This window comes from Stenotrophomonas sp. Pemsol, from assembly GCF_003586545.1.
GTDB classification, from domain to species: domain Bacteria; phylum Pseudomonadota; class Gammaproteobacteria; order Xanthomonadales; family Xanthomonadaceae; genus Stenotrophomonas; species Stenotrophomonas sepilia.
In genome coordinates, this window is the sequence record NZ_CP025780.1 from 3,718,229 (window position 1) to 3,731,167 (window position 12,939).

A 12,939-nucleotide genomic window follows, 5' to 3' on the forward strand; every position below is an offset into this window, starting at 1 on the left:
GCATCACCTCCCAAAACCATAATCACTAATATTCCCCTCTATTCTACCTTTGCCGTCCTGCGTCCCAACCCAAATATCGCCATTTGGGGCTATACCAGTCCAGTGCGTCGGGCTAGCAGCGGAACCTTCCTTAATGGTTTCAACGGCACCATGATCAAGCCCGAAGGATTTTTTGGCCGTGTCTATAGGGAGTGTTCCTACTGGACAGTTCGTAGGCTTGGATCGCGCACCGTCCTTTTTCTTGCTGAAGTAGAGGTTGGCGAGAGCATCCACGATTACTGGCAAACTTACCGTCGCACCAATGAAAGCATCGATTGGCGAGTGGATCGGACTCATATCAATGTATGGCGCAGGAGCTTGCCCTTCCCCATAGCCCGGGAGGTCAGGATTCCACTGCTGGTAACCACTTCCAGGCCGATACGCTGGAGGTGGCAATCGCATAGCCCGAGCTGCACCGGACTGTAAGCCAAGACGATCCAAAGCAGACGCAGGGTTCCCACTCACATATGAATAAGTACTGATGCCTCCAACCAAACCAATCGGATCACTCTGCGAGTACCGCCCCACCATTGGTTCATACTCACGCTGGTAGTTGTAGAACAACCCACTCGCATCCGTGGCCTGCTGGCCCGGGAAGCGCAGCGCAAGCCCAAACGCCACACCATCGCCATCCGGGTCAGCCCTCGGAATCTGGTTGCCGAACACTTCGCTCTTGTTGCTCCACTCCCAGATCGAGACATTCCGTACCGGATCGATCACCACGCGCGGCGTGCCCAGATGATCTGGTTGGACGTAGGCAAGTTCCGGCACGCCGGTGCCCGGCACGTTGATCAGCGCCACCGGGTAGTTGTCCAGCCAGATGGCCTGCTGTTGCGCCTGGCCCGTGGCCGAGTAGTTCCCCAGCCACTGCCCAGCTTCGTCGTACAACGTGATCTGTGCTGCGCCACCAGCCGGGGTACGCAGCACGCGCTCGCCGCGATGATTGTAGGCGTAGCTTTCCAGTACGGAATTGCCCTGCTTCACCGCGTTCATGCGGTTGGCATCGTTATAGATGAACGTCTTGCTGCCGATGCTGGTGGTATTCCCCGCTGCGTCATGGTTGCGCGCTTCGCCGTCCACGGCGGTCAGCCGGTGGCTGGTTGCGGGATAGGTGTAGCTGGCGGTGCCTGCCGAGGTGGTCAGCGCGGTGCGATTGCCGGTGGCGTCGTAGGCATAGGTTTCAATCGGCGTGCCTGTCGTCCCGTCCTGGGTCTGGGTCAGGCGACCCAGCGCGTCGTAGGCGTACTTGGCCAGCACCGACGAGCCTGCGCCGTTCTTCAGCTCGGTGATCGAACCGACGGGATCGTAGCCATAGCCCAGCGACAGGCCGCCTGCAGCCGGGTCATGCACCGCCTGAGGGCGATAATCCAGGTCTAACGGACGCTGCAGCTGGCGGCCGTTGCCGTAGGCCCAACCGGTCGCCGGGCCGAAAGCCGCGTAGGTCACGTTGTTCACCACGATCTGGCGGGCTTGGCCGGGCCGGGTCAGGCCGATCTGGCTGATGCGCCCCTGAGTATCGCGCACGTAGTCGGCGACGCTGCCATCGGGATACGTCAATGCCGTCAGGCGACCCGACTTGCTGTACGCATAGCGCAGCGTACTGGCAACGCCGTTGACGGTCTGCACCTTGCGGGTGACCTGGCCGAAGCGGTCATGGCAGTACTGGGTGCTGCCATTGGCATGCAGCACCTGCCCCAGCCGTCCCTTGGCGAAGCGCTCGTCGGCAGCACAGGCGGCCGGCGCCACGTCATAGCTGTAGCCCACGTCCAGATTGGGGTCCGGATAGGCGATACCGATCAGGCGGTTGAGTGCATCGTAGTGATAGGTGGCGGTGACGCCACGCGCATCGGTAGCCGTCTTGCGATTGCCGGCGGCGTCCACGGTGAAGCTGCTGGCGCCACTGTCCGGGCTGACTTGCCCGGTCAGATCACCGAAACCGTTATAGGCATAAGTGGTGTGCAGACCTTTCGGGTCGGTGACCTGGGTGACCTGATCCAGCGCGTTGTACTGGCTGCGGATCTCCGCCGCCACGCCGCCGACGTCCTGCAGAGTCTGCGCCAGGCGGTTCAGCGGGTCGTACTGCTGGCTGGTCACGCGCTGCAGGGCGTCGGTGATCGTCTGCGGGTTGCCGTTGGCATCGTAGGCAAAGCCGGTGGCGTGGTTGCCCGCATCCTTCAGCGCGGTCAGCTGGCCAAGCGTGTTGAACGTCCGCGCCAGAGTACGGCGCAGGGTGCCGCCTGCATCCAGCGTGTCTTCCTTGAGGCGGTTGCCGGCGTTGTCCAGCGCATAGTGAATGGTGTTGCCCGCACTGTCCGCGATGTCCGTCAGCCGCTGGGCGGCGTCATAGACATAGGTAACGCTGCTGCCGTCAGGCTCGGTGATCTGTTGCACCTGGCCGGTCGGCCAGTAGCTGATCTGGGTCACCCGGTCCTCGGCTGTGGTGGCACCGCGCACGGTGACCGAGGTCGGCCAGCCGCGCGCATGGTAAGTGTAATCGGTGACCACGCCGTTGGCATCCTTGACCGACAACGGCCGCCCGAACGCGTCGTAGGCCAAGGTCTCGACCGTCTGGCCCAGCGCATTGGTCACGCTGCGCAGGTCGCCCTTGCGATAACTGCAGGCACCATTGGCCGCGCATCCCGCGTCGTCCGCGGTGTAGTAGGCATAGGTGGAGACATCCGCCACATCACTGCGTGGGCCATCCACGCTACGCAGCAGTCCCACCAGCGGGCACTCCGGCCCTTCGGCCTCACAGTAGGTCTGCGTGGTGATGCGGGTATCACCGGTCACCCTGTCGCGCACGGTGATGGTGGTTGGCTGGAGGCGCACATTGCGTGCGACGCGGACCTCACGGTTACCGACGGTCTGCTGCACCAGCCGATTGCTGTCCATGGCCACGCGCGTTTCGCTGATGCGCTGGTCCGGAGTACCGGCCGCTTCGGTGGTGGTGGTCACACTGACAGCACCTGCGACAGCGTCGCTGGCCTCCGCATAGGCGTAGTTGGTAACAACGCCACGGCGATCGGTCACCGACTGAAGCCGACGCCGGAAATCGGTGCCCTCAGGCAGATAGGTGCGACTGATGCTGCCGTTGCTCTCGGTGATGCCATTGACCTTGCGCGGAAGGCCGCTGGTACCGCTGGCGGTCAAGGCGTAGGTGCTCTGCTTGCCCAGTGCGTCGGTGACGATGGTGGTGCCTGCCGGGGTGTACTCCAGGCGCACGCCATCAATGCCCACGTCGGCTTGGCTGCAATCGCCGGAATGGCGGCTGCAGGTGACTCGCCCTTGCGTGTCATAGCCGTACCAGCTGTAGCGCTGGTTGTCTTCGGCGGTCACGCCGGTTAGGTAGCCCGGGAAGCGGGCGTCCTCATAGTGATACGTACGGCTGGCACCGTCGGCATAGGTCGCGGTGATCAGTTCCCCGGCCGGAGAATAGGCGTAGCTCACCACAGGCTGGCCGGCGATCACCAGGGCCGAGATCAGTGAATCGTCGCCCGGCGCGAGGTACTGGACATCCACGCGCCGACCGGTTGAATGGGTGATGCTGAGCAGGCGGCCGCGGCTGTCGTGTGCATAGGTCAGCGAAGTACCGTCTTCGAAATCACGGCGCTGCATCAAGCCATCAGCATCAAAATAAATGCGCTCTCCGGCACGTGAAAGTTGCCAGTTGGTGCCCTGCTGGACCGCGCGATCGCCGCTTCCGTCCATGGCTTCGTAGCTTGCCCCCACTTTCTGGAATGCGATCTGCCCGCCATCGGCGCCGATCAGCCCAACTTTCAGTTCGGAGCTGGGAGGGAAGGTGGAATCGTCTACGCCTGCGGTAAGCCGCAGATTGTGGGAATGGGTCCAGCCCGTACCCAACGCGCCGCCCGCCGTGCTCGTCAGGGAGTGATAGTGGCGTTGGAAGCTCACCCATCCAAGGTTGAAATCCGGCTCAGGCTGGGATTTATCGCCAGTGGTCGGATCACACGGGTTACCAACAGGACACTGCTGCGGCGGCAGCGGCCCGCTTGTGTAGGAGAGCATGGGCGACATGTGCGGCTCGTCCTGCTGGACCAGAGAGCACATCTGCAGGGCCTCATTCCACGTCAGGGACGGTCGATTCGGACAAAGCGCCGTTCTGGCCCGGCGCACATGCTCCCACCCCACTATCGACGAGCATTCTTGAGTGCTCTGATGATAGAAGTTCAAGGTGTAATGGAAATTCTTCTCCTCGTTGGTGACGCTACCGTCGTCGCCCCTGCCAAGTCCAAGGAGCTCCACCCAAGGATCCTCCGTGAGTGAAGTCGCCGGGCACTGCGGGTCGCTGACGCGGGTAGCGAGGATCACGCTACGAATCTGATCTTCGGATGAGTACTCCTGCCCTGAGTGGATGTAGACCCAGTCGGTAGTAACGATCTTCTCGGGTCTCACCCGGTAATCGTAGATGACCTTCTTTCCAAGGACGCGTTGGCGTTTGACATGCCAATTGAAGGGTTTGTCCTTTTCGTACTGGGAAAAGAGCGACTTGATGTCCTTCTGCACCGCCGCTTCGGTAGCTCGCGGCTGGCCCATCGACAGGTAGCTCTCCCATTTCTTCTGCACCTCCTGCGCCTGCGCAGCCCAAGGAGCCAAGCTCCCCAGCGCGATCATCGCCAGTGCGGCACACGAAATGGTCTTCAGTCGTTCCAACATCCCTGTTCTCCTTCCTGGACAAACACAGCACCGGCAGGAACGAGAACGTGGGGCGGTTGCCTCACCACGTCATGCTTCGGATCGTCCCTGGTCCGGAATGCGGTCTGACCGCATGGGGGACGTTATCTCCGATGTCGTTTACACATTCAAGTCAGAAACTGTGGAGTGGGTCGGATTTCAGAGTTTTCTGATGCAGGGGGGGGAGCGTGTCGGAAATTCAGCCGAGCGTGGGCTCGGCTCTACAAGGCGAATGCCTCCAGAAACAGAAACGCCGGGCATCGCCCGGCATTTCCGTCACAGCATGGAAGGGATGAATCTCAGTATTTACCGTCGAACGCGAAGATCGGCTTGCGCGTCTTCCACGCACCAGCAGTAAAGTCCGGGAACTCCAGCGTCTGGAAACCGTTGGCGATCGACTGCTCGCTCAACGGGGTGATCGCACTCCAGGTCACCGCGTCGTAGATGTCGATCGGCATCGGTGCCTTGGCTTTGAGCGCTTCAACAAATGCATGGATGACGAACCAGTCCATGCCGCCGTGGCCGGCGCTGGCGGCGGTGTCGGCATTCTGCTTCCACAGCGGGTGCTCGTACGCGTCCTGGTACTTCTTGAACTCTTCCCACTGGTGCGGCGGGCTGCGGCCTTCGATGTGGATCGAATGGTTCACGTCCATCCACAGGCCCTTGGTGCCCTGCACACGGAAACCCATTGAATACGGGCGCGGCAGCGAGGTGTCGTGCTGCAGCAGGATGGTCTCGCCGTTCTCGCAGGCCAGCGTGGTGGTGACGATATCGCCGAGCTTGAACTTCACCTTGGTGCTGGGGTGGGTGCTGCCGCCACTCTTGGCCACGGTGTATTCGTGCAGGCCGCGTGCCTTGGTCGCGAAGGCGTTGATGTGGGTGAAGCGGTTGCCACGGTTGATGCCGGTATACATCGCGCAAGGGCCGATACCGTGGCTGGGATACAGCTCGCCGTTGCGCTGCACCGAATGCTCGGTGCGCCAGCGAGCTTCGCTCCAGCCCTTGGGACCGAACTCCACGCCGCTGTCGTACGGCTGGTTGGGGTCGCCGGAATTGAACTTCACGCCGCGCAGGTCGTGCTGGTAGCCGGCCTGCAGATGCACCAGTTCGCCGAACAGGCCCTGGCGCACCATCTGCAGCGCGGCCATCACGTCGCGGCGGTAGCAGACGTTCTCCAGCAGCATGTACGGGGTGCCGGTGCTCAGCTGGGTCTTCAGCACGTCCCAGTGGTCCTGCAGGGTGATGCCGGCCACCACTTCACAGCCCACGGCCACGCCGGCCTGCATCGCGGCAATCGCCATCGGTGCGTGGTACTCCCACGGCGTGGCGATGATCACGCCATCGATGCCCTTCTGTTCCAGCAGGCGCTTCCAGGCGTTGGTATCGCGGTCCTGGCCGTAGGTCTTCGGCGCGGGCTTGCCGGCCTTCGCCACCATCTCCATGGCGCGACCGAGCATGATCGGCTCGATGTCGCACAGGGCAACCACTTCGACGTCGTCGCGACGCACCAGCTCCTTCAGCAGCACCAGCCCGCGCATGCCGGTACCGATCATGGCCAGACGCACCTTGCGCCCGCGTGCCCATGCCGGGGTCTGCGGCAGCAGGCTGCTGGCGGCGACAGCGGCACTGGCCGCGATGAATTCCCTACGCTTCATGGCAGACATCTCTCCTCTTGGCAGCGTGCCGGCCGCAGCCGGCACGCCAGGTCACGCAAACGGAATTACTTGAACCGGTAGCCGATGGTCACACTGTAACCACGGCCGAAGATGGTTGCGTAGTCACTGGAGTCACCCAGGAAGCTGTTCGGATCGTAGAACGGCAGGCGGTTGAACAGGTTCTTGACGGTGAAGCTCAGGTTCCACGCATCGTCCGGGCGCCAGGTGACGCTCATGTTGGCGGTCCACCACGACGGTGCACCATCGCACTTGCTGTTCTGCAGGGCCAGGTAGCCGCCGGTGCAGGTTTCCTTGTTGTTGCTCTCTTCGTCGATCTGGTCGGTAGCCCACTTGGTGCCACCCACGTAGTTGACGAACATGCTGGTGGTCACCTGCTTGTAGGTCCAGTCTGCATTGAGCGTGGCACGCAGGCGCGGGTTGTTGTAGTAGCCCACCACGTCGCCGTAGTACCAGCCGTTCTCCGCATCCATGTAGAAGCGGTTGCGGTTGGCGATGGTGGCGGCCAGGCCGATGTTCAGGTTGCCCCAGTCGCCCAGCGAGAAACGGCTGCGTGCGTCGATGTCGAAGCCGTCGATCAGCGTCTTGCCGCGGTTCTTGTACTGGCCGACCACGCTGGCCACGTTGCCGGCGGAGTAGCCCGGCAGGGTGGCCGGGCAGCTCACGCCGCTGGCCGGATCGGCGCACATTGCCGCCAGCTGCGCCAGGTTGGCGCGGTCGCTGTCGGTGATCGGCGAGCGCGACATCGAGATGATGTCTTCCATGCGGCGATAGTCCGGCGCGACGATTTCATTGTTGCGGTAGATGAACCAGTAGTCGGCCGACACCGACAGCCAGGTTGCCGGCTCGTAGACGAAGCCGAGGGTGGCGATCTTGGCCTTTTCCGGCTTCAGGTCCTTGTTCGGCTGGGTCATGCGCGCCACGGTGCGGCTGCAGTCGACGTTCAGCAGGGTCTTGCCAAGGTCGACGTCACCCGGCCGCTGCGACTTCAGCAGCAGGTTGGCGATGGCGTTGGTCTCGCCGCAGCGCAGTTCGTCACGGAAGCCACCGAGCTGGGCGAACACGCCGCCGTTGCCGGACTCGGCCAGGCTCGGTGCGCGGAAGCCGGTGGAATAGGTGCCGCGCAGCATCAGCTGATCGAACGCCTGGTACTTGAAGCCGATCTTCGGCGCGATGTTGGCGCTGAAGTTCGGGTACTTGTCCACGCGCACCGCCGCATCCAGTTCCAGCTTGTCGGTGATCGGCGCCACGGTCTCGGCGAACAGCGCGTAGGTGTTGCGCTTGCCGTCGAACCACGAGCCGCCCTGCTGGGTGATCAGGCCATTGGCCGCATCGGCATTGCCCGGGGTGTAGAAGGTCTCACGGCTGGCGTTGAAGCCGAACGCGGCGCGCATCTCGCCCGCCGGCAGCTGGAACAGCGGTCCTTCGATCTTGCCGTCCAGGGTATGCAGGCGGGTCCACGACTGGATGTCGAAGGTCGGGAACGCTTCACGTATCAACGCGGCGTTGGCTTCGCTGATCTCGCCGAACTTGTACGCCGGGTGGTCGGAGATGATCACCCGACCGGTGCCCGGATCGATCGTGTACGGCCCGAACGCCTTCTCGAAACCCTTGGTGTTGACGTTGATCGTCTGGTAGGTGGTGGAGTGGGTACCAGCGCTGGCGAATGCGGTTTCCCAGTTCCAGTCACCCGCGTTGCCACGTGCGCCCGCCAGCACACGATAGCTCTTGTCGGTATTGCGCTGGCCGAAGTAGTTCGGGCCGGCATCCTGCAGCAGGTAGTTCAGGCCGACCACGCCGCCCATCATGGCCTTCAACTGCGGGCTGGCGTGGTTGTACTCGTTGTTCGGGCCCAGGAACGGGTACAGGAACTGGTTGACGGTGTTGCCGGTGTTGCGCGAGAACCAGCTGGTCGGGTTGCCGGTCGTGGTGCCGTAGGTGCGCGGCGTGCCGCCGTTGGCGCGCAGGTCGATGTCGGTGTAGGTCGCCTCGGCGAAGATCTCGGTGTTGTCACCGACCAGGAAGGTGCCGTTGAGGTAGGCGGTGTTGCGCTCGGACTTGGCGCCGGCATCGATCTCGTTGTTCATCCAGGTTTCCCAGACGCAACGCGGGCCGGCCGCTTCACTGGTCAACACGTTCCTGCAGCCCGGCGCGGCTTCCTGCACGCGGCGGCCGGTGACCGGATCGAAGGCGAAGTAGGTGCCCGGGTTGAACTCGCCCGGCCTGCTGCCCACGCCCAGGCGCAGGTTGTTGAGGTAGTTCGGGTTGTTGACGTAGTACTGGTCGGGCCGCTTGTCGTAGAAATCGCTCAGCGGAATCGCGTCGCGACGGTACATGTTGACCGCGCCATAGATATTGAAGCGGTTCTCGGCCAGGTCACCGAAGCCGGCGGTGATGCTGGCCTGGCGCTCACCGTAGGAATCGATGCGCGAGGAGGTGTCGTTGGTGAAGCTGATCTCGGCACCCTGGAAGTTGCGCTTGGTGATCACGTTGATCACGCCCGCCACCGCGTCGGTACCGTACACCGCCGAGGCGCCGTCGGTCAGCACTTCCATGCGCTCGATGGCCGCGGCCGGAATCGCATCGATGTTGACGAACTGGGTCTGGAAGCCGGCCGGCGCACCGTAGTACGACAGGCGGCGACCGTTCAGCAGCACCAGTGTGCCCTGTGCGCCCAACCCGCGCAGGTTGGCCTGCGAGGCACCATCGGAACCGGTGAACAGCGAGCGCGCATCCTGCTGCGCGGGGCGCGCGGCCGGCAGGTTGTCGAGCACCTGCAGCAGCGTGCGCGCACCCATGTTCTGGATGTCCTGCTTGCTGATCACCTGCACCGGCGAGGCGGTTTCAACGTCGGTGCGACGAATGTTGGAGCCGGTGACCTCGATACGGGCGAGGTCGGTGGCGTTGTCCTTGCTCTCCTGGGCGAAGGCAGGAGCAGCAAGCGAGAACAGCGCGCCGGCAATGGCCAGCGTCAGCGGAGCGATCGGGCGGCAGGGGGGGCGGTGGTGGCGGGCGGGCAACATCGGGGTTCTCTCCTGGCAGGGGTGCGGCGCAACTGAGTGAGCGCGTGGGCGTTCGGCGGGCAAAACGCTCCCGGGCCACGGCCATGAGGGCCGTAGTCGGGATGGGGCGGGGGAGGAGCGGTGTTACGTGGGGGTCATGGGGCGACGATGCTGGCGGAGTCGCCCTCCTGGCCGATCAGTACGGCGTTGGCCCAGTTGGCACAGACCTGGGCGGGTTGGCTGCCCTGCGCACCCAGCGTGCGCAGGCTCAGGGTGGAAAGGCCACGGATGTCCAGCTCCGGCTTGACCACGCCGGGCGCCTTCACCAGGCCGCTGTCGTACAGCAGGCGGTTGTCGCCCCATACCTGGAACTGCAGGCCGCCGGCGTTGCGGCAGGCGTCGTCGATGCCGAGGTCGGCACGCAGCAGGTGCCAGCCGCCCTGCAGGCGCAGGTCGATGCGGCTGTTGGCGCCGACTCCCAGGCCACGGCGGAACTGCAGGCCGTTCATGCGCATGCCGGCGTCGCCACGGAAGGACTGGTCGGTACGCAGCTGGCTGGCCAGCGCGGCCGGCACCGGCAGCTCGGAGAGATAGCGCTGCCGGGCCGGTCGCTCCGGTTCCTGGTGTTCGAGGATGTGGAAGGTGGACAGTGCGATCGGGCCGACGTCGCGCGGCTGCAGTGCATCGAACGCGCGGGCGCTGCCCTGGGCGGCGGTCACCATCGGGTCGGTGCTGCTGGCGCTGTCGCCTTCGGGGTTCTGCACGCTCAGTACGCGGAAGCGCAGCAGGCGGCCGGCATGGGCCGGGAAGTCGATGCGTTGCACGCCTTCCTTCAGCTGCAGGCGGCCACGGGCGATCGGCTCGCCCCACTCGCCATTGCTGTCGCCCAGGTACACCTCGTAATCGCGCACCTGGCCGTGCTTCCAGTTCTTGTCGTTGCGCGGCGCGATGTCGATGCCATCGATCATCCTGCGTTCGCCGAAGCCGATCACCCACTCGTGCGCGCCAGTGCGCACGGCCTGGTTGCGCACGCTGCGGAACCAGGTGTTGGGATCGTCATCGAAGGCGTTCTCCAGCGCATGGCCGGGCTCCTCGGCCGGGCGGTTGACCACCAGCAGGCTGTCTGCGGGCAGTTCGCGGCCGAGTACCGGCGCGGCCGGATAGGCATCGTCGGCGGCCGCAGCGGCCGCCGCGAAGTCCAGCTGCAGCTGCAGCGGCTGGCGGATGTCCTGGACAGCGGTACGCACGTGCAGCGTGCCACGGCGCTCCTTGGCATCGAAGTACCAGCCTTCAGCCGCACCGTTGAACGCCGCCGCATCGGCCAGCGCTGGCAACGCGCGGCCACCGGCCTGCACTGCACGTGGCGCCTGCCGGCTGAGCACGCGCAGGCCATAACGACGCTGCGCCAGCTGGCCGTTGTACTGGCCCTGCACCGCATCGATCTGCACCTGCACCGGGCCACTGCCCAGTGCAGGCGCCTGCACGCGGATTACCTGCGTGCTCGACTCACCCTGCTGGTAACGGCGCGTGTTGCCATCGTCTTCGTACAACGTGTACTGCGAGTCGCCCTGCGGGTACAGGTCGAAGGTCACTTCATCGAGCGGCTTTTCGCCGTCGAACAGCATCGACGGGTACATCGGCAGGATCGCACCGGCGCGCACGAACACCGGCAGCGTGGCCAGGTCCACCTGGCGGTCCAGCTGGCGGCCGTCGGCACCGGCCTGCACGCGACGGCCGTCCCAGTAGTCGATCCACCCCCCGGCCGGCAGGTGGATGTCGCGGCGCCAGCCACGGCTGGCGGCCTGGCTGCGGTACACCGGCGCCACCAGCAGGTCGCGGCCGAGCAGGAACTGGTACTTGTAGGTTTCATCCTGTGCATGCGGGTCGCGCGGGTAGTCCCACATCAGCCCCCGCACTGGCGGTGCGCCGGTCTGCGCGGCCTCGTGCACCAGCCCGTACATGTACGGGGTCAGGCGCATCTTCAACTTCAGGTAGTCGCGGTTGATGCTGCGGTACGGCTCGTCGTACCACCACGGGTGCTTGCGCGCGTTCGATGACCAGCCGCTCATGCCCATCAGCACCGGGGTGAACGCCTTCCACTGCAGGTCGCGGGTGAAGGTCTCGGCGCTGCCGCCGAAGATTGCATCGACGTCGCCACTGGCGTACGCCATGCCGGACAGGCCCGAACCTACCAGGGTCGGCACGTGCCAGCGGATGTAATCCCAGCTGCTGCTCTGGTCGCCGGTCCACGCTACGGCGTAGCGCTGGATACCGGCCCAGCCCATCACCGTCCACAGGAACGGGCGCGAATCGGAGTTGTCGAGGATGCCGTTGAACGCCTGGCGGTTGGCATCCATCGCGAACTGGTAGCCCTTGCCGGTCCAGGCCACGTCCAGCTTCTGCACGCGGCTGCCGGCCTTGCCGACTTCCCAGGCGATCTTGTCGACGCCGTTCTCGGTCCACAGGCCGGTGCGGAAGCCGTAGCCGGCGAGCCCCTTCACCGTTTCCGGCAACTGCTTGTAGCCGCAGCCGTAGCCATCATTGGGCAGGATCCAGCCACCGGGCATGTCGTGGGCGCGGTACTGCTTGGCCACGCTGTCGATCACATCCGGCGTGGTGCCGGTCGGGCCGTCGCTCCAGCCTTCGGGCACGGTGCCGGGCTTCTTGCTGTTGTCGCTGTCGTTGTAGCAGTCGGCATCGCCATAGGACAGCGCCCAGCGCGCCACCATGTTCGGGCGGCCGGTCAGCTGGGTGTAACGCTCGATCAGCTTGGGCAGGTCCGCGCCGACGAAGTAGTAGGCATCGAAGCGGTCTTCGCGATGCAGCAGCGTGGCCTGGTCGGGCTGGCGCAGGTCGTAGCTGCCATCGCTCCAGGTATTGCGCAGCATGCCCCAGCCACGGCTGCTCAGCAGCATGGGTGCCGGGCTGGGGCGGTCGCCCTCTTCCCAGCCGCCGGAATAGGACACCTCCAGCTCGCGGCCCTTGAACTGATAGCGGCCGTTCTGCTGGCCGCCACCGAAGTAGCCCTCATCGGCCTGCGAGGACAGCACCTGCACGCTCTGCGTGGCCTCCAGGTCCAGCGGCTGCAGTTCCTGCCACAGCGCGGTGGGCTGGCCGTTGTCCAGGCGTTCCAGGCGCAGGCGCAGCGGTTGCCGCTGCACATGCAGGACCAGTGCGTCGGTACGCACGCGGATTTCCTGCGCGTCTTCTTCCAGCTGCGCCTGCACGTTCGCCTTGGGCTGCGGCAGCACGATCGGTGCGGCCTTGTCGCCGGCGCCGGTCAACGTGCCGTTGCGGCCGGCCTGCACGCGGATGATGTCGGTCGCCGGCAGTTCAATGCGGATGCGCGCGCCCTTGTCGGTCTGCAGGTCCCAGCCCTGCACGCCATCGCGGCTGGCGCTGGCGCTGACCAATCGCAGGTTTCCGACCGGCTCGGCCCGGGCCGTCATGGACGCCAGCATCAAGGCCGGCAACAGGGCCAGCATCAGCGGCGAGCGACGTACGCAGTTTTCCACGCGGACTCCCAACCCGTT

The 12,939-nt window shown here is 64.7% G+C and carries 4 protein-coding genes; all 4 read right to left on the reverse strand.

Going from position 1 to position 12,939, the window contains the following annotated elements:
- Positions 1 to 3: 3 nt before the first annotated feature.
- Complete coding sequence (locus PEM_RS17225) at positions 4 to 4,713, reverse strand: RHS repeat-associated core domain-containing protein (RefSeq protein ID WP_240431561.1); 4,710 nt, start codon at positions 4,711 to 4,713, stop codon at positions 4 to 6.
- Between the two features lie 317 nt (positions 4,714 to 5,030).
- Positions 5,031 to 6,386, reverse strand: a complete 1,356-nt coding sequence (locus PEM_RS17230) for a Gfo/Idh/MocA family oxidoreductase (RefSeq protein WP_111128145.1) — start codon at positions 6,384 to 6,386, stop codon at positions 5,031 to 5,033.
- 65 nt (positions 6,387 to 6,451) lie between these two features.
- Positions 6,452 to 9,427: a TonB-dependent receptor gene (locus PEM_RS17235; RefSeq protein WP_119706131.1), complete on the reverse strand. Its 2,976-nt coding sequence runs from the start codon at positions 9,425 to 9,427 to the stop codon at positions 6,452 to 6,454.
- A 134-nt stretch (positions 9,428 to 9,561) separates the two neighbouring features.
- Positions 9,562 to 12,921: a TIM-barrel domain-containing protein gene (locus tag PEM_RS17240; RefSeq protein ID WP_111174774.1), complete on the reverse strand. Its 3,360-nt coding sequence runs from the start codon at positions 12,919 to 12,921 to the stop codon at positions 9,562 to 9,564.
- Positions 12,922 to 12,939 lie beyond the last annotated feature (18 nt).

Coding starts and splice junctions, on each gene's coding strand:
- PEM_RS17225 (WP_240431561.1), bottom strand. CDS start 4,713: ATGTTGGAACGACTGAAGACCATTTCGTGTGCCGCACTGGCGATGATC.
- PEM_RS17235 (WP_119706131.1), bottom strand. CDS start 9,427: ATGTTGCCCGCCCGCCACCACCGCCCCCCCTGCCGCCCGATCGCTCCG.
- PEM_RS17230 (WP_111128145.1), bottom strand. CDS start 6,386: ATGAAGCGTAGGGAATTCATCGCGGCCAGTGCCGCTGTCGCCGCCAGC.